The organism is Pantoea hericii (assembly GCF_014155795.1).
GTDB classification, from domain to species: Bacteria; Pseudomonadota; Gammaproteobacteria; order Enterobacterales; family Enterobacteriaceae; genus Pantoea; species Pantoea eucalypti.
The window spans coordinates 282,165-299,620 of record NZ_SCKV01000001.1 but is presented as its reverse complement, the minus strand read 5'-3'; the positions used below and the strand labels follow the sequence as shown (position 1 = coordinate 299,620).

Below are 17,456 nucleotides of genomic sequence, written 5' to 3'. Positions count from 1 at the left end.
CATGAAAGCGACCACAAAAAAGAATGCGCTAACCTGGTTAAAAGAGGGCGGCATTTACGTCGTTCTGCTGGTATTGCTGGCTATTATTATCTTCCAGGATCCATCGTTCTTAAGTTTAATGAACCTGAGTAATATTCTGACCCAATCTTCAGTGCGCATTATTATTGCACTGGGTGTGGCGGGTCTGATTGTGACCCAGGGTACTGACCTGTCAGCCGGACGTCAGGTTGGTCTGGCTGCGGTTGTCGCCGCGACGTTGCTGCAGGCGATGGATAACGCGAACAAAGTCTTCCCGACGCTGGATACCGTGCCGATTCCACTGGTTATTCTGACCGTGTGCATCATCGGCGGTGTGATTGGTCTGGTCAACGGTGTGATTATTGCTTACCTGAAGGTAACGCCATTTATCACCACGCTGGGCACCATGATTATCGTTTACGGTATCAACTCACTCTATTATGACTTTGTTGGCGCATCACCGATTGCCGGTTTTGACGCAGGCTTCTCGAAATTCACCCAGGGCTTCTTGCGCTTTGGTGATTTCAAACTGTCGTTCATCACGTTCTACGCTGTGATTGCCATTATTTTCGTCTGGGTGCTGTGGAACAAAACCCGCTTCGGCAAAAACATTTTTGCTATCGGCGGTAACCCGGAAGCGGCGAAAGTGTCAGGCGTGAACGTCCCGATGAACCTGATCATGATCTATGCCCTGTCAGGTGTGTTTTACGCCTTCGGCGGGATGCTGGAAGCGGGTCGTATCGGTTCTGCCACCAACAACCTCGGCTTTATGTATGAGCTGGATGCGATTGCGGCCTGTGTGGTCGGCGGCGTCTCCTTCGCCGGTGGTGTGGGTAGCGTAGCGGGCGTCGTGACCGGTGTACTGATCTTCACCGTTATCAACTACGGTCTGACCTATATCGGCGTCAACCCTTACTGGCAGTACATCATTAAAGGCGGCATCATTATCTTCGCCGTTGCGCTGGATTCACTGAAATACTCTCGTAAGAAGTAAGTCTGATTCAACGCTAAGAAAGCGACCTTCGGGTCGCTTTTTTTATGGGCAGATGTTGTGAGGAATTGCTATGAGATCGAGTCAGCGAAGGGAACAGGGTCAGATCGGAAAGACGCAAAACCTGTCATCCATGACACGCTCGGCTCGTGTTATTCCTCTGCAGAACGCTTTTTATGAGGGAGAGTGTTGGAGGCATTGCTGTGAGATCGAGTCAGCGAAGGGAACAGGGTCAGATCGGAAAGTCGCAAAGGCCGTCATCCATGACACGCTCGGCCCGCGCCATTCATGGCGCGGGACGCTTTCCTCTTCTGACCCTGTTCCCTGCGCGTTGAGCTTAGTCGTTGCTGTCAGAATTCCCTGAACCTTGTACCTTGCTGCCAGACCGCAGCAAACTGCTAACAATGCGATTTCAGCAAAGCTAAAAGAAGCCGCTGAGCGCCAGCTATTTCCGCAGTTTTTGTTCCAGCTCCAGCAGCTGCTCCGGCGTCACCGCAGGGTAACTCTGCGCATCTTCAGGGACATCGCGTACGGCGGGAATAGGTACCAGCGGACCTAAGAAGCGAGGTTCACGCTTGAGCAGAAAGAGGTCCGCCAGCGCGCCCAGTCGGGCACCGACTTCACGGAAGCGCACGCTGAGCATGTTTTTAGGTGAGGGCACCGCATAGCACTGCGCCTGAATGCCCAGCTGTAAGGCGATAAACAGCGCACGCTCACAGTGAAAACGCTGCGTGATAATAATGAAATCGTTGGTATCAAACACTTTACGTGTGCGAACGATGGAGTCCAGCGTACGGAACCCGGCATAATCGAGCACGATATCAGCCGGATCGACACCAGCTTTGATGAGGTCGCGTCTCATGGTCATCGGCTCGTTATAACTTTGCAGCGCGTTATCACCACTCAGCAGCAGGTAATTGACCTTGCCGCTGTTGTAGGCGTTCAGCGCGCCCTGAATGCGATAGAGGTAATACTGATTGATGACGCCGGTACGATAATATTTAGCCGTACCCAGCACCACGCCAACCTGACGATGGGGTAAAGAGGCGACATTTTCGTAGATAAAAGGCGCAGTTTTCCAGCTGATCCAACGATCAAGGCCGAGCGCCGTTGCCATCATCAGTAAGATGATGAAAAGCAGACCAATGGAAACGCGTTTCAGCATGCGCCTGGAGACTCGATGTCAGAATGTTGAGATGGGACAAGGCTACTTGAGCTGTCGCAGTGAAGCAAGTTACTGCCGGCTGGCTGTGCTATTTTTGAACACTGCCGGATCGCCTGCGATCCGGCAGTCTGAAGGTTAAATCGAGGTACGACGATAATGACGGTACTGCGGCAGCCAGAAGTTGTTGGCGATAGCCTGTGACAACACATCCTCTGAGGTCACTACGGCGACACCCGCCAGCTGAGCCGCTTTACCCACTTCCATCGCAATGATTTTCGACACACCCTGAATATCTTTAATCTCAGGCAGCACCGGGCCTTCGCCTTCATTCACCAGCGGTGAACAGTCGGCGAGCGCACGGCTGGCGGTCATCAGCATGGTATCGGTAACGCGGCTGGCGCCTGACGCAATCACACCCAGCCCAATACCGGGGAAGATATAGGAGTTGTTGCACTGCGCAATCGGATAGGTTTTACCATTCCAGCTCACCGGTGAGAACGGGCTGCCCGTGGCGACCAGCGCGGCACCGTCAGTCCAGGCAATGATATCCGCAGGTGTGGCTTCCACGCGTGATGTCGGGTTCGACAACGGCATCACGATAGGGCGCTTACAGTGCTTGTGCATCTCGCGAATGATCTCTTCGGTGAACAGACCCGGCTGGCCGGAGACACCAATCAGAATATCGGGTTTCGCATTGCGTACGACATCCAGCAGCGAAATGGAATCATTTGTGATATCCCAGGTCTGCAGGTTTTCGCTTTTCTGCACCAGCTTGCTCTGGAAGTCGAGCAGGTTGGGGAGCTTATCAGTCAACAGACCAAAGCGATCCACCATCATTACCCGGCCACGCGCTTCATCATCACTCAGACCTTCTGATTTCATCTGCGCAATGATCTGTTCAGCGATTCCGCAACCCGCAGAACCGGCACCCAGGAACACTACTTTCTGCTCGCACAGGCGGCTACCGGCTGCGCGGCTGGCCGCAATCAGCGTGCCAACGGTCACGGCGGCGGTGCCCTGAATATCGTCGTTAAAGCAGCAGACTTCATCGCGATAGCGGTTCAGCAGTGGCATGGCATTCTTCTGGGCGAAATCTTCAAACTGCAACAGCACTTTCGGCCAGCGGCGCTTAACGGCCTGAATAAACTCATTCACGAACGTATCATACTCTTCGCCAGTGATACGCGGATGACGCCAGCCCATGTAGAGCGGATCGTTCAGCAACTGCTGATTGTTGGTGCCGACATCCAGCACAACCGGCAGCGTGTACGCCGGGCTGATGCCGCCACAGGCGGTATACAGCGAAAGCTTACCAATCGGGATACCCATGCCACCGATGCCCTGATCGCCGAGGCCCAGAATACGTTCGCCATCAGTCACCACAATCACCTTCACATTCTGCTTGGTGGCGTTTTGCAGCATATCTTCGATGCGATCGCGGTTTGGGTAGGAGATGAACACGCCACGCGCACGGCGGTAGATTTCAGAGAAGTGTTCACACGCTGCGCCAACGGTCGGGGTGTAGATAATCGGCATCATCTCTTCGAGATGGTTATCCAGCAGGCGGTAAAACAGCGTTTCGTTGGTGTCCTGAATGTTGCGCAGGTAGACATGCTTATCGTTATTGTTTTTGAAGTCCTGGAACTGACGCCAGGCACGCTGCGCCTGTTCTTCAATCGATTCTACGGCTTCTGGCAGCAGACCATTGAGGTTGAATTCGTTACGTTCTTCGATACTGAAGGCGCTGCCTTTGTTTAACAGGGGAAATTCCAGCAAAATCGGGCCAGCATAAGGGATATACAGCGGGCGTTTACTTTCGTAGTCGAGTTCCATGCAGTGATGCTCCGGTTGCAGTGTTGTCTGGCGTCACGCCGGAAAGGTAGCGCCAGTTTTCTTACCCGTTATAGCTCAGACTGCAGGCCCGGCAGCGGCAGGGTAACCGCTCCAGAAAGATTCACGACCGCGGTGCCATCCTGCAACCTGAATTATTCAGAGTAATTTGTGATCACGTGAATTCTGGCGCCAGATCCTATGAAATTTCCCGCAGAAGTACAGCGTTTGTTCATAAAAGCTCACAAAACTGTGGCCTCTCTGACAGCGGGTTATGCTTTGTACAGCGTCACCTGCAGCAGCTCACCGCAACCAAATGTCTCAAGTGTTGCCTGTGTGGCGGCGAACTGGCTTAACGTGGCATTTTCTACTTCAGCTAAAACCGCTTTTTTTATCTGATGAACATCGCCGCCCTGCATGTTCAGCAAGACCAGCGCCGCCTGAAGTGGCGGGAAGCTTGGGTTGAACGCGGCATTTTCCGCATAGCGACCCGCGACAATCGCGCCATCCTGGGTCAGCAGGGCAACACCAGCGTGTGACTGACTGTAAGGCGCATGGCTGGCATTGGCGGCGGCCACGGCGGCCTGTACCAGTTCATCGCCCCCGGCGACGTAACCATGATCAACCTCATCCATCAGGAAGGTTGTGATGTCGAGATCGCGTGGGCCAAAGGCATCGGGCAGATAGTCGGCCAGGGTGCTGATCGCGCGCTTTGGCAGGCTGATACGAATGCTGGTGCCGCTGTTCAGCTCGTTCATAAACTGACGGCAGTGCCCGCACGGCGTGTAGTTAACGGTTATCGTCTCAAGCTGGCGCTCGCCACGCAGCCACGCATGGGTAATGGCGCTCTGCTCGGCGTGAACCGTCTGCTGCATCGCCGTGCCGACAAATTCCATGTTGGCCCCGAAGTACCAGTTGCCGCTGACGCCACGGGCAATCGCCCCGACGTTAAAATGCGACACGGTAGCCACGGCGCAGGACGCCGCCAGAGGCAGCAGCGCCAGCGCCAGTGCATCGGCATCCATCTGGGTCTGTTGTTGCAGCGAGGCGACCTGGTCGGCGCTGAGCACGGCGTTGAAGTCAGCCTCGTTCAGCAGGGGAGCCAGTGCAGTTTGCAGCGTTGACGGCAATGCCTCAAAAGCGGAGAGGAAACGGGATTGCATGTGAGCCTCATTAAATTCAGCAGGGCGATGTGCCAGTCACCGGTTTATATGTGATCCACATCGCTCTGACAATGTAACCTGTGTTGCATGTTTCAACTTTGCGAGATCTATCGCAAAGTTTCAGCCAAACCAGTGCAGCAGGAGCGGAAAAATAAAGGGCGCCAGCAGTGAGGTGATGATGCCGCAGATCACCAGCGCCAGTGAACTGAAGGCGCCCTCCTGATAGTCGAGCTCGGCCGCGCGTGCTGTGCCCAGGGCATGTGACGCATTGCCAATTGCCAGTCCGCGCGCGGCTTTAGACTTCACGCCCAGCAGATTCAGTACCGTGTGCCCGAACACCGCACCCAGCACCCCGGCAATAAGTACACAAATAGCGCTGATAGCGGGGATACCATGCAGCGAGCCGGAGACAGCCATCGCGATGGGTGTGGTCACGGATTTGGGCATGATCGTGGCGGCAATTTCGGGCGTGGCACCCATCCACAGAGCAATAGCAGTACCTGAACTCATGGCGGTCACACTGCCAATAAAGCAGACGCCGATAATGGACTTCCAGCGGGCACGAATCTGGTGCATCTGCTCATACAGCGGCAATGCCAGCGCAACCACGGCCGGTTGCAACAGCTGATTGAGAATCTCACTGCCTGCGAAATAGCGCGAGTAGGGCAGCTGTAACAGCAGCAGTATCGGGATAATGATCGCCATCGCCACCAGCAGCGGATTTAGCAGCGAAATCTTCAGTTTTATCGCCAGCTTGCGCGCCAGAAAAAAGGCGGCCAGCGTCAATGGCAGCGACCACCATATCTCACTCATCAGCAGACTCCCCGGCCGGACGGCGGCTGTGAAGCTTGTGGGCACTTACGCCAACAATGGAGAGGACCAGCAGGGTGCTGACGACGCAGGAGACAACGATAGGGCCGAACTGCGCGGTAAGAATATCGGTGTAGCTCATTACCCCGACGCTAATCGGCACAAACAGCAGCGCCATATAGCGAATCAGCAGATGGCATCCCGGCTTCACCCAGCTCACTGGCAAAATCTGTGACGCAAGCAGGGCAAACAGAATTAACATCCCCAGAATGCTGCCGGGCATTTTGATAGGCAGCAGCGAGGCGATACCGATACCGGCGTATAAGCAGAGATAAATGATGATAAAAGCGCGAAGATAACGTCCGCAGACAGACAGCACGGTGAGCATGGCAGGCTCCTGTTTTCACTGAGCTTCATCATACGCATTAACCGCTTAGCGTGCTAGCGATCACACTTATGGGTACAGGGCAGTGCCGGGTGAAGCGTGCCGGGAAAGAAAAGGAGAGGTTGGGTAGTCGTGGGAACAGAGAAGAGAAAACCCTTCGCGCCAGAGCTAAGGCACGAAGGGTTTCAGAACGGCAGTGTGCTTTACAGTTTAAACCGCAGAGGGCAGACCTTTACTTAACCGGCATGCCCGGTACAGCACCGCTATCAACGGACAACACGAACAGATCTTTCCCGCCCGGACCCGCTGACAGCACCATACCTTCGGAGATGCCGAAGCGCATTTTACGCGGCGCCAGGTTGGCCACGATGATGGTCATTTTACCGACCAGCACAGAGGGATCAGGATAAGCGGCGCGGATGCCCGAGAAAATCTGACGCTTTTCACCGCCCAGGTCGAGTTGCAGACGCAGCAGCTTGTCTGAACCTTCAACCCGTTCCGCCTGCTCGATTAGCGCAACGCGCATATCCACTTTGGCGAAATCGTCGATGGTGATGGTGTCACCAATCGGCGCATCTGCCAGCGGACCGGTTGCGGCTGGTGCACTTGCTGCGGCAGCATCCTCTTTTGAGGCGTCAATCAGTCCCTCAACCTTCGCCATTTCAATGCGGCTGTAGAGTGCTTTGAATGGCGCAACCTGATGATCCAGCAGCGGCTGCGCAATGGCATCCCAGCTCAATTCACAGTTCAGGAAGCCCTCTGCACGGGCGCTCAGTGACGGCAGCACCGGCTTCAGCCAGGTCATCAGAATGCGGAACAGGTTAATGCCCATTGAGCAGATGGCCTGCAGATCGGCATCACGGCCTTCCTGCTTCGCGACCACCCACGGAGCCTGCTCATCGACATAACGGTTCGCCAGGTCGGCCAGCGCCATAATTTCACGGATAGCACGGCTGTATTCGCGCGCAGCCCAGGCATCACCAATCTTCTCTGACGCATCAACGAAGGTCTGATAGAGCGCCGGATCGGCCAGTTCTGCTGCCAGTTTGCCCTCAAAGCGTTTGGTAATGAAGCCTGCGTTACGTGACGCCAGGTTAACCACTTTGTTGACGATGTCGGCATTTACGCGCTGGACGAAATCTTCCAGATTCAGGTCGATGTCGTCGATACGTGAAGAGAGTTTCGCCGCGTAGTAGTAACGCAGGCTGTCGGCATCCAGATGTTGCAGCCAGGTGCTGGCTTTGATAAAGGTGCCGCGCGACTTCGACATCTTGGCACCGTTAACGGTGACATAGCCGTGTACAAACAGATTGTTCGGCTTGCGGAAGTTGCTGCCTTCCAGCATCGCTGGCCAGAACAGGCTATGGAAATAGACGATATCTTTACCGATGAAATGATACAGCTCGGTGGTGGAGTCTTTACGCCAGAATTCGTCGAAGTCGATGTCGCCGCGCTTGTCGCACAGGTTCTTGAACGAGCCCATGTAGCCGATAGGCGCATCCAGCCAGACGTAGAAGTATTTGCCTGGCGCATCCGGAATTTCAAAGCCGAAGTAAGGCGCATCGCGTGAGATATCCCACTGCTGCAGGCCTGACTCAAACCACTCCTGCATTTTGTTCGCCACCTGATCCTGCAGCGCACCGGAGCGGGTCCACGCCTGCAGCATGGCGCTGAAGGACGGCAGATCAAAGAAGAAGTGCTCAGAGTCGCGCAGAACTGGCGTCGCACCAGAAACCACAGACTTCGGATCGATCAGCTCGGTCGGGCTGTAGGTCGCGCTGCAGACTTCACAGTTGTCGCCGTATTGATCAGGTGACTTACATTTCGGGCAGGTGCCTTTCACAAAACGGTCCGGCAGGAACATCCCTTTTTCCGGATCGTAAAGCTGGGAAATGGTGCGGTTTTTAATAAAACCGTTCTCTTTCAGGCGGCCGTAAATCAGCGCAGACAGCTCGCGGTTTTCATTGCCGTGAGTGGAGTGATAATTGTCATAGCTGACGTTGAAACCGGCAAAGTCGGCTTCATGCTCGCTTTTCATTTCTGCAATCATCTGCTCCGGCGCAATGCCCAGCTGCTGAGCTTTCAGCATGATAGGCGTGCCGTGCGCATCATCGGCGCAAATGAAATAAACCTGATTGCCACGCATTCGTTGGTAACGCACCCAAATATCTGCCTGGATATGCTCGAGCATGTGGCCGAGATGGATTGATCCGTTCGCGTAAGGCAGTGCGCACGTTACCAGAATTTTTTTAGCGACTTGAGTCATAGTTTGCGTAGCTTTCTGTTGATTGAAAAAACGGGCTTAGATGGTAACTGATGGCTTCTCCTGCGTAAACATAAGGGATTCACCCCGCCAGTCGCCGCAGATCCACGAGCATCTGATATCATTGACAATACATCGCTGAAACACAGCGTAAGCACAGCAGAAATAAGGAGCAGGGGATGACAGTACAATCCCGGGAACCGCATACGCCAGAGGGCCTGCGCGCCATCGTAGCGGGCGTATTGAGAAGCTTTGAGCATCCGACCCTTAAACAGAATCTCACCTCGCTGAAAGCGCTGCACCACGTGGCGCAGCTGGATGGAACGCTGCATGTTGAACTGCTGATGCCGTTTGCGTGGGCCAGCGGGTTCGATGCCCTGAAAGAGCAGGTCAGCGCCGACCTGCTGCGTCAGACCGGCGCACGCGCCATCGACTGGCGGCTCAGCCACGATATCGCCACCCTGAAGCGGGTGAAAAACCAGCCGGGCGTTAACGGGGTTAAAAACATTATTGCGGTCAGCTCCGGCAAAGGCGGCGTGGGTAAATCCAGCACCGCCGTAAATATGGCACTGGCGCTGGCAGCTGAGGGCGCGCGCGTCGGCATTCTTGACGCGGATATCTACGGCCCGTCTGTGCCGAACATGCTTGGGACTCAGGACCAGCGGCCAACCTCGCCGGATGGGACCCATATGGCGCCGATCATGGCACATGGGCTGGCCACCAACTCCATTGGTTATCTGGTCACGGATGACAATGCGATGGTGTGGCGCGGACCCATGGCCAGTAAAGCGCTTATGCAGTTGCTGAATGAGACTCTGTGGCCTGAGCTGGATTATCTGGTGCTGGATATGCCGCCCGGCACGGGCGACATTCAGCTGACGCTGGCGCAGAACGTGCCGGTAACCGGTGCGCTGGTGGTCACGACGCCGCAGGATATCGCCCTGATTGATGCCCGCAAAGGACTGGTCATGTTTGAAAAGGTCAATGTGCCGGTGCTGGGCGTGGTAGAGAATATGAGCCTGCATGTCTGCAGCCAGTGTGGCTTCCACGAGCCGATTTTCGGCACCGGCGGCGCGCAGAAACTGGTGGAAGATTACCAGACGCAACTGCTGGCCCAGTTGCCACTGCACATTGATCTGCGCGAGGATCTTGATGAAGGTGAACCGACAGTGATTCGCCGGCCCGATAGCGAGTTTACCACGCTGTATCGCCAGTTGGCCGGACGCGTCGCGGCCCAGCTTTACTGGCAGGGCGAGGTCATCCCTGGCGATATCGCCTTCCGCGCGCTTTAAGCCCGACCCGACCCGCTGGCGTATTGTGAGGCCAGCGGGTAGTGCATCAGCACATAACCGCCGTGCTCGCCTTCGCCCTGTGAAATCATCTTCCAGCCATGCTTCAGATAAAATGCCTGCGCCGCTTTGTTCTTCTGCAGGCACTTAAGCGCGCCGGTTGAGGTAAAACGCGCCTCTACCGCCTCCAGCAACGCGCTGCCCACGCCGCGCCCCTGCCAGTCTGGATCGACATAGAGACTGTGCAGGAAGTTGTCGTTCTCCAGCAGACCTGCAAAGCCGACCCGATGGCCATCAGCCTCCGCAACCAGGACGGTCTCCCCCAGAATAACGCCATCAAAATCTTCCAGTTGCCACTCGCTGCCCTCCAGCCAGCGCCAGTTATGTCGTCGCGCTGCCAGAAACAGCGTACGCAGGAAAGGACGGTCGGCTTCAGTAAACGGACGAATCTCCACGGGTCAGCTCCTTATCATCTGGTCTTACAAAACTAGCAGTGATTAGCGGAGACGTGCCTAAAAGATCACGTAAAAGATAAAGCGGGTTAAATGTCACGTAAATCGCTGTACACTGCCTGCCGGGCCAGAGAGCATCAGGCTCTCAGCGTTTGATAGCTTTCGTTTATCAGATTGATAACGTCCGCATATTAGATGTTGGCCCGAAAATTATGTAACCTGCATCACATATTTTAACGGAGGCCACCAGATGTCTATTATCAATACCAAAATTAAGCCGTTCAAAAACGCAGCATTCAAAAACGGCGAATTCATCGACGTAACCGAGAAAGACGTTGAAGGTAAATGGAGTGTGTTCTTCTTCTATCCAGCTGACTTCACCTTCGTCTGCCCGACCGAACTGGGCGACGTAGCTGACCATTACGAAGAGTTCCAGAAACTGGGCGTAGACATCTACTCCGTTTCTACCGACACCCACTTTACCCACAAAGCCTGGCACGGTTCTTCAGACACCATCGCGAAGATCAAATACACAATGATCGGTGACCCGACTGGCGCGCTGACCCGTAACTTCGAAATCATGCGTGAAGACGAAGGTCTGGCTGACCGTGGTACGTTCATCGTTGACCCGCAAGGCGTAATCCAGGCAATCGAAATCACCGCTGAAGGCATTGGCCGTGACGCCTCTGACCTGCTGCGTAAAGTGAAAGCGGCTCAGTACGTGGCTTCTCACCCAGGTGAAGTGTGCCCGGCTAAATGGAAAGAAGGTGATGCAACACTGGCTCCGTCTCTGGACCTGGTTGGCAAAATCTAATCCCGCTTTGCTCTTTCGATCATTCTCCAATCGGGTGCTGCGGCACCCGATTTTTTGACCAGGATATCACTATGCTCGACACAAATTTGAAAACCCAGCTCAAGGCCTACCTTGAGAAATTAACCAGACCTGTTGAGTTGATTGCCACCCTGGATGAGGGTGCAAAATCAACCGAGATCCGTGAACTGTTGGTTGATATCGCCGGCTTGTCTGACAAAGTCAGCTTCCGCGAAGAGAACGATCGTCAGGTGCGTAAGCCCTCATTTCTGATCACCAACCCAGGTTCGAACAGCGGCCCGCGTTTTGCCGGTTCACCTCTGGGTCACGAATTTACCTCACTGGTGCTGGCACTGTTACAGACCGGTGGGCATCCGTCTAAAGAAGCACAGAGCCTGCTGGACCAGATCGCCGCGCTGGACAGCGACTTCCATTTCGAAACCTATTATTCACTCTCATGCCATAACTGCCCGGACGTCGTCCAGGCGCTGAACCTGATGGCGGTGATTAACCCGCGCATCAGCCACACTGCTATCGACGGTGGCCTGTTCCAGAACGAGATTCAGGAACGCAACGTGATGGGCGTGCCAGCGGTTTACCTGAATGGTAAGGAGTTTGGTCAGGGCCGCATGAGCCTGGCGGAAATCGTCAGCAAAGTAGATACCAACGCGGATAAACGTGCAGCGGAAGAGCTGAACAAGCGTGACGCCTATGAAGTCCTGATTATCGGCAGTGGCCCGGCGGGTGCAGCGGCAGCCATCTACTCAGCGCGTAAGGGTATCCGTACTGGCCTGATGGGCGAACGTTTTGGCGGCCAGGTACTGGATACGGTGGATATCGAAAACTATATTTCCGTACCGAAAACCGAAGGCGCGAAACTGGCAGGTTCACTGCGCGCACACGTTGATGATTACAATGTGGATGTCATTGAAAGCCAGAGCGCCATCAAATTGATCCCGGCGGCGAAAGAGGGCGGACTGCATGCCATCGAAACCGCCTCCGGCGCAGTATTGAAGTCTCGCAGTATCATTCTGGCGACCGGCGCACGCTGGCGCAACATGGGTGTGCCGGGTGAGGAAGAGTATCGCACCAAAGGCGTCACCTACTGCCCACACTGCGATGGCCCGCTGTTTAAAGGCAAGCGTACGGCAGTGATCGGCGGCGGTAACTCCGGCGTTGAAGCAGCCATTGACCTGGCGGGTATCGTTGAACATGTTACGCTGCTGGAGTTTGCCGGTGAGATGCGTGCCGACCAGGTATTGCAGGATAAGCTGCGTAGCCTGAAGAACGTTGATGTCATCCTGAACGCGCAGACCACCGAAGTGAAAGGCGACGGCACTAAAGTGACCGGCCTGCACTATCTTGACCGTACGACGCAGACCACCCATGAGCTGCCGCTCTCTGGTATCTTCGTTCAGATCGGTCTGCTGCCAAATACCCCGTGGCTGGAAGGCGCGGTTGAGCGCAATAAAATGGGTGAGATCATCATCGATGGTAAATGCGAAACCAGCCTGAAAGGCGTGTTCGCGGCGGGCGACTGCACCACCGTGCCGTACAAGCAGATTATTATTGCCAGCGGCGAAGGCGCAAAAGCTTCACTGAGCGCTTTTGACTATCTGATTCGCACTAAATCAGCTTAATAACGTTTAGTCAGACAGACAATAGCCCTTCAGCATTCGTGCTGAGGGGCTTTTTTTAGTCTGTTAATAGCCCGCCAGCGTCATCAGCATCATCCATATCGGCGTCGTTACCGCGGCAAACACCGTAGAAAAGAGCATGCTGGCCGCCGCCGGGCCGGTAATGACATTAAACTTCTGCGACATCAGATAAACGTTTACTCCCACCGCCATTGATCCCAGCAGGACTACCACTTTACTCTCCAGCGGCGGCAGACCGGTCAGCCACGCGATAGCCCATACCGTCATCGGTTGCAGCACCAGCTTCAGCAGGCAAATGGTGTAGCTCTCTTTTAAGCCGTCCCGCACCCGATAGTGCGCCAGGCTCATGCCCAGCGTGACCAGCGACAGCGGCGCGGCCAGCGAGGCCAGCATCTTTAATGGTTCAGCGGCCAGCAGTGGCAACGGGCGTTGCAGAAAACTCCAGGCTGTACCGCTGAGAATGCCAATGATGAGCGGATTCTTCAGCACACCGATCAATGTGCGCCAAAGGCCATTCAGCGAGAAGCTGCCCTGTTTCGCCCACTCGACTGAAACGGTCAGTAAAGTCCACAGGATCAGGCTGTTAAACACCAATACCAGTGCCACCGGTGGCAGCGCTTCCGGCCCGAGTAACACGGTGGCCACCGGGATCCCCAGCATCACGTTATTAGAGAAGATACCGCCCAGGGCAAAGACTGAAGCCGCCACGCCATCCAGATCGAACAGCCTTGTTGCCAGCAGTCGCCCCACGATAAACACCAGCAGGCAACTGCCGAAGAAGGCCAGTAACAGGCGCGCATCCACCGGCGGGCTTTGTGAGAAGGTACTCATTACCCGAAACAGCATGCAGGGCAGTGCAACGTTAAACACAAAGCGGTTCATCCCTTCGCTGATGCTGGCAGGCCATTTTCCGAGGCGTGTCAGGCAGTATCCCAGTAAGATCAGGATAAATAGCGGGGCAGAAAGATAAATTTGATGGCTTAAGCTTTCAAACAGCAGTGGCATAGAGGGCGTCTGATCAGGCGATGATTAGTTACCAGACTAACAAATTGCTAACTAACTGTTAACTGGAACGGTGTCTGAACCCTCCGCCGTGAGGGCGACTAATCTAACCAGCGACGCGCCTGTTCATCGGTGATATCACGATAATAGACGCGATGGATTATTTCGTTACAGCCTGAGCAGCGTGCGGAAATATAGGTTGAAAAATAATATCTGCCACTGGGTGCGACGGCACCCTGACGTTCAATAATAATATCCTGCCATCGATGACGGTGTGGAATAAGCGCTAAAAATCGCATCATACATCCTGCATAGTATGAAGTTCCGCTTCAGGAGGTAACTAACCTCATGAAATAAAATATTTTTTACGATGATGCTGCAAGCAGGTTAATTATTATTATGCAGTCAGAGACACTGCAGGAAATATTGCCCACCAGAGTGATTAACAGGGATAACCATAAAGAGGTATCCTTTTAGCCCGCAGCATTAAGCCTTTTTTTGTGACCTCAGGCGTTGATCGGGATCATATGAATTGTTTCAGCACGGATTATTTCCCCGACAGGTGTCGCTTGCTTTCACCGTATAGCTCTCCTATGCTGCAAGCCGTAACACGACTCGGGGTGCCGCTTTCCACACGGAAAGGGCTGAGAAAAACCCGCTGACCTGAACTGGATAATGCCAGCGTAGGGCCAGCGTCAAAGAAGGAATCGTAACCCGTTTTGAGTAAAAACAACGGGTTACTTATCTCTCATTGCTCTCTGTTTTTCACTGAGGTCAATTGAGGGTGACATTGTGAGGTATAAATCTCTTCGCTATACGTTTCAGCGTGCAAATACTTATTACATCCAATTCCGCTTTTCTGACGGGAAATCTTTTAAACGTAGCCTCGACACTGATAGCTATCGTGTTGCCAGCGCAATAATGGCTTCGCTGATTCCTCTAGTTCCATTTGTCCAAGATCAAACTCTTGCACTAACAGATTTCACAAAACGCATTGATGCAATCAAATCCTCAATAGCAGGTGATTTGAAAAGCGTTCTTTCGTTTGCAGGTGGTAAATCTAAGTCTGAGAAAGTAGTGAAGCCTAAAGAGGTAAAATCTGGTTTGTCACTCGTTAAAGCCTGGGAAATGTATAGGGCAGCTAAAGGCACAAAGTGGAGTCGTGGAATAGCACAGGCCAATGAGCGCTTTATGGAAGTTTTGTTTGTTGTTCTCGGCAGGGATAAGGATGTAGCCACAGTCAATAAACACGACATCAAGCAAGTGATGGAAGTGGTTGAAAGTCTTCCCAAGCGCGTTGTGCAGCCATACCGCTCTATGACACTAGAACAATTGATTGCGCTTGAAGACGTTCCAGAGGCTAATCTTGTGGGTGATGAGGCAGTGCATAAGCATTTGAAGGTCTACAAAAGCCTATTCAAAACCTTCCTTACTGATGACAAAGGAATACTTGAAAAGAGTCCCACAGACGGGATCTCTGCTTCAGCCTCTAAAGCACGGTATGGCGCTTACTCTGCATCTGAGATGAGGAAGTTTGTTCATTGGGCTATTGGGCAGCCGGAGGGCTGGGAGAAATGGATAATGCTGCTGCTTGCTTACACCGGTGCCAGAAGAGGTGAAATAGCCACGCTTCGTAAACAGCAAATCAAATATGACGAAGACAGCAAACGTCATTACCTGCTTATTGCTGAAGGTGGGCAGGGAAAAACAGACAATGCAACCCGTAGAGTGGTTATACACTTGCACCTGATTGAATTGGGCTTCTTAAACTTTGTAGCATCATCTGATGATGTTCTTTTCCCTGATGTCTCAGGAAGCAACATGACAAAGATTGGTAAAACATTTTCTGATGTTAGGGATCTACTTGGTATTCCCTATATTGATGATCACCTGCAAAGAAGGTTACTTCATTCAATGCGCCATGCTGTAGCCACAACCTCAATGGCTGGTTGGGTGAAAAACGTTGCACATCTTCAGGCTACACTAGGGCATCAAATGACGGGAATTGGCGTTACAAAGCGATACTTACACTCGTTTCCTCTTTCAACAATATGCTATGTTATTGATGGTTTAAAATGGAATAGTTGCAATCTATAAGTATGAATTACAACTTACTTGGTTTTGAATATGCGAGGTATACCTCGCATTCTTTTAAAATGTAGAGCTATTTTCTATCAGCGTTCTGGGCTTGCAAAAGCTCATGCTGAGCTAGAAACTCAATGCCTTTCTTAGTAACAAAATAGCGTCTGTATCTAACACTAGGAACCTTTTCGTTTTCAACTAATCCATGAATTTGTAGAATGGGACAGATTTTGTGATAGTAAAATAGCTCAGTTGGAGTGTTTTGTGCTGAATTTGTTATGCCCTTAACCATAGATGGTGAGTTGGAAACAAAAACATTAAATATATTGCTTTCATATGATTCTTTAGATGAGGATATGTTGGCAGGGATTTCAATTTTCTTGGTTTTGAGAACATTTTTAATATCTAAGAATGTTTCCTCAGTTATTCCGCCTTTAGATTTTAAACTCGTTTCACTTTTGCTTAACTGTTTTTGTAAGCTCTCATTTTCTTTTTGTAGCTTACTAATTTCGCTTACTAAAGTCTCTACGTCAGGTATTTCAGATGCCGAAACCCAACCTTTAAGGCTGCGATTTGAAGCGTAATCAGATAAAATTTCATGAACGCAAAGCTTTATATCTTTTTCATCGGAGAAGAAAGAAGATATATTTGACAATACCTTACCTCTAAAGGAAGCTAACTCTTTAGGATTCTTCATTTCTACAATCTCAATCCCTTGAGATTTAACTTTTGCAGCTAAAGCATCTTCATTAATTACAACTGCAAATAATGGTTTTTCTTTTTCAATAGCATAATCATATTCTAGCTCTGTATAACTTTTGTTTGACGAAGACTCTACTGATCCATATCGACCCCCAAGAATAAGCATGTAAACATCAGATTCATCAATCCAGCGTTTGATTGTGTCCATCTGTGAGCGATCCGCAGCAGTGAAAAGCTCCATACCAGCAGGAATATGCCCAGCCTTAAGAATAGCGCTAACAGCGGCCTGCCTTTCAGGTATTAAATCCGTAAACGTGCTTGATACAAAAATTTGAAGCTTTCGTTTCATAAGCCTTGATGCCTTTCCTTGGGATTAATCCCGTTAAGATACTCTTAAATTATTCAAAAAATCTATAACGAGATTCATAGAAAACTATAGATTATTTTCAAAGTGCTGTTTATATAACCAGTAAAATTTGAGAGTGCATGCTGTTTTTTTTAAATCAAAAATACAAAAAATGCTAATCAAAAAGTTGGTTGAAGGATAATTATTGATCGTTAAAACATATCAATGTAATAATATTGATCGATTAATACTATCAATAGTGGTATGTAACATGACTCGTAGAACTGCATGGATGTTAATGGCTGGTGCCTGTTTTCTCTTTTGGAGTAGTGTGTTATGGATGATAATGTGAAAGAAGAGGAGAGTGAGGAAGAAAAATTGCCACTTGATGGTTGGGAATTATCTGAACAGCAGCGGCGGTTCATCGAATCTCTGATAGATGAATAGGGCTCATGAGTTGGTGAATGAAATTTCTTGAGCAGAAATTAT

15 protein-coding genes are annotated in these 17,456 nt (G+C 52.0%); 5 read left to right on the top strand and 10 right to left on the bottom strand.

The genetic code is table 11. The annotated features are described in order from the left end of the window. The first annotated feature begins 1 nt into the window (after window position 1). Complete coding sequence (gene mglC, locus H7K52_RS01335; RefSeq protein ID WP_003854114.1) at window positions 2-1,012, top strand: galactose/methyl galactoside ABC transporter permease MglC; 1,011 nt, start codon at window positions 2-4, stop codon at window positions 1,010-1,012. 442 nt (window positions 1,013-1,454) lie between these two features. Here mglC and sanA read toward each other — a convergent pair whose 3' ends face one another. The 6 genes from sanA to metG all read right to left on the bottom strand — a co-directional run bounded on the left by sanA (window position 1,455) and on the right by metG (window position 8,628). Then, a complete protein-coding gene (gene sanA / locus H7K52_RS01330; RefSeq protein WP_004571246.1) occupies window positions 1,455-2,174 on the bottom strand; it encodes an outer membrane permeability protein SanA in 720 nt (239 codons plus the stop codon). A 135-nt stretch (window positions 2,175-2,309) separates the two neighbouring features. Then, a complete protein-coding gene (locus tag H7K52_RS01325; RefSeq protein ID WP_004571247.1) occupies window positions 2,310-4,007 on the bottom strand; it encodes an NAD-dependent malic enzyme in 1,698 nt (565 codons plus the stop codon). 269 nt (window positions 4,008-4,276) lie between these two features. Continuing rightward, window positions 4,277-5,167, bottom strand: a complete 891-nt coding sequence (cdd, locus tag H7K52_RS01320) for a cytidine deaminase (RefSeq protein ID WP_182629554.1) — start codon at window positions 5,165-5,167, stop codon at window positions 4,277-4,279. A 120-nt stretch (window positions 5,168-5,287) separates the two neighbouring features. Then, window positions 5,288-5,980: a CidB/LrgB family autolysis modulator gene (locus H7K52_RS01315; protein ID WP_004571249.1), complete on the bottom strand. Its 693-nt coding sequence runs from the start codon at window positions 5,978-5,980 to the stop codon at window positions 5,288-5,290. Continuing rightward, complete coding sequence (locus tag H7K52_RS01310) at window positions 5,973-6,365, bottom strand: CidA/LrgA family protein (protein WP_004571250.1); 393 nt, start codon at window positions 6,363-6,365, stop codon at window positions 5,973-5,975. Before H7K52_RS01310 ends, H7K52_RS01315 begins: the two co-directional genes overlap by 8 nt. Window positions 6,366-6,594: 229 nt before the next feature. Next, window positions 6,595-8,628, bottom strand: a complete 2,034-nt coding sequence (metG, locus tag H7K52_RS01305) for a methionine--tRNA ligase (RefSeq protein WP_182629553.1) — start codon at window positions 8,626-8,628, stop codon at window positions 6,595-6,597. 176 nt (window positions 8,629-8,804) lie between these two features. Here metG and apbC point away from each other — a divergent pair, with 176 nt between their 5' ends. After that, window positions 8,805-9,917: an iron-sulfur cluster carrier protein ApbC gene (gene apbC / locus H7K52_RS01300; RefSeq protein WP_004571253.1), complete on the top strand. Its 1,113-nt coding sequence runs from the start codon at window positions 8,805-8,807 to the stop codon at window positions 9,915-9,917. Here apbC and H7K52_RS01295 read toward each other — a convergent pair. Beyond that, the gene (locus H7K52_RS01295) at window positions 9,914-10,369 is read right to left on the bottom strand and encodes a GNAT family N-acetyltransferase (protein WP_004571254.1); all 456 of its coding nucleotides are present in this window, start codon (window positions 10,367-10,369) and stop codon (window positions 9,914-9,916) included. The genes apbC and H7K52_RS01295 overlap by 4 nt on opposite strands. A gap of 247 nt (window positions 10,370-10,616) precedes the next feature. On the opposite strand from H7K52_RS01295, the gene ahpC reads away from it, so the two are divergent. Both ahpC and ahpF read left to right on the top strand, forming a co-directional pair. Beyond that, a complete protein-coding gene (ahpC, locus tag H7K52_RS01290) occupies window positions 10,617-11,180 on the top strand; it encodes an alkyl hydroperoxide reductase subunit C (protein WP_004571255.1) in 564 nt (187 codons plus the stop codon). Window positions 11,181-11,251: 71 nt separating this feature from the next. Continuing rightward, window positions 11,252-12,817, top strand: a complete 1,566-nt coding sequence (gene ahpF / locus H7K52_RS01285) for an alkyl hydroperoxide reductase subunit F (RefSeq protein ID WP_004571256.1) — start codon at window positions 11,252-11,254, stop codon at window positions 12,815-12,817. A gap of 63 nt (window positions 12,818-12,880) precedes the next feature. Here ahpF and H7K52_RS01280 read toward each other — a convergent pair whose 3' ends face one another. Together H7K52_RS01280 and H7K52_RS18995 are read right to left on the bottom strand one after the other, a co-directional pair. Next, on the bottom strand, window positions 12,881-13,840 hold the full coding sequence (locus tag H7K52_RS01280; protein WP_004571257.1) for an AEC family transporter: 960 nt from the start codon (window positions 13,838-13,840) through the stop codon (window positions 12,881-12,883). 98 nt (window positions 13,841-13,938) lie between these two features. Then, window positions 13,939-14,136, bottom strand: coding sequence for a hypothetical protein (locus tag H7K52_RS18995; RefSeq protein ID WP_004571258.1), 198 nt, complete (start codon window positions 14,134-14,136; stop codon window positions 13,939-13,941). Between the two features lie 493 nt (window positions 14,137-14,629). Between H7K52_RS18995 and H7K52_RS01275 the strand changes: the two genes are divergently transcribed. Beyond that, window positions 14,630-15,934: a tyrosine-type recombinase/integrase gene (locus H7K52_RS01275; RefSeq protein ID WP_182629552.1), complete on the top strand. Its 1,305-nt coding sequence runs from the start codon at window positions 14,630-14,632 to the stop codon at window positions 15,932-15,934. 67 nt (window positions 15,935-16,001) lie between these two features. On the opposite strand, the gene H7K52_RS01270 is transcribed toward H7K52_RS01275, so the two are convergent. Beyond that, on the bottom strand, window positions 16,002-16,970 hold the full coding sequence (locus tag H7K52_RS01270) for a DUF4062 domain-containing protein (protein WP_182629551.1): 969 nt from the start codon (window positions 16,968-16,970) through the stop codon (window positions 16,002-16,004). Window positions 16,971-17,456: the final 486 nt, after the last annotated feature.

What these genes read in the sequence shown, in the direction of transcription:
- mglC (WP_003854114.1), top strand. Translation starts at nt 2, where the DNA reads ATGAAAGCGACCACAAAAAAGAATGCGCTAACCTGGTTAAAAGAGGGC.
- sanA (WP_004571246.1), bottom strand. Translation starts at nt 2,174, where the DNA reads ATGCTGAAACGCGTTTCCATTGGTCTGCTTTTCATCATCTTACTGATG.
- H7K52_RS01325 (WP_004571247.1), bottom strand. Translation starts at nt 4,007, where the DNA reads ATGGAACTCGACTACGAAAGTAAACGCCCGCTGTATATCCCTTATGCT.
- cdd (WP_182629554.1), bottom strand. Translation starts at nt 5,167, where the DNA reads ATGCAATCCCGTTTCCTCTCCGCTTTTGAGGCATTGCCGTCAACGCTG.
- H7K52_RS01315 (WP_004571249.1), bottom strand. Translation starts at nt 5,980, where the DNA reads ATGAGTGAGATATGGTGGTCGCTGCCATTGACGCTGGCCGCCTTTTTT.
- H7K52_RS01310 (WP_004571250.1), bottom strand. Translation starts at nt 6,365, where the DNA reads ATGCTCACCGTGCTGTCTGTCTGCGGACGTTATCTTCGCGCTTTTATC.
- metG (WP_182629553.1), bottom strand. Translation starts at nt 8,628, where the DNA reads ATGACTCAAGTCGCTAAAAAAATTCTGGTAACGTGCGCACTGCCTTAC.
- apbC (WP_004571253.1), top strand. Translation starts at nt 8,805, where the DNA reads ATGACAGTACAATCCCGGGAACCGCATACGCCAGAGGGCCTGCGCGCC.
- ahpC (WP_004571255.1), top strand. Translation starts at nt 10,617, where the DNA reads ATGTCTATTATCAATACCAAAATTAAGCCGTTCAAAAACGCAGCATTC.
- ahpF (WP_004571256.1), top strand. Translation starts at nt 11,252, where the DNA reads ATGCTCGACACAAATTTGAAAACCCAGCTCAAGGCCTACCTTGAGAAA.
- H7K52_RS01280 (WP_004571257.1), bottom strand. Translation starts at nt 13,840, where the DNA reads ATGCCACTGCTGTTTGAAAGCTTAAGCCATCAAATTTATCTTTCTGCC.
- H7K52_RS18995 (WP_004571258.1), bottom strand. Translation starts at nt 14,136, where the DNA reads ATGCGATTTTTAGCGCTTATTCCACACCGTCATCGATGGCAGGATATT.
- H7K52_RS01270 (WP_182629551.1), bottom strand. Translation starts at nt 16,970, where the DNA reads ATGAAACGAAAGCTTCAAATTTTTGTATCAAGCACGTTTACGGATTTA.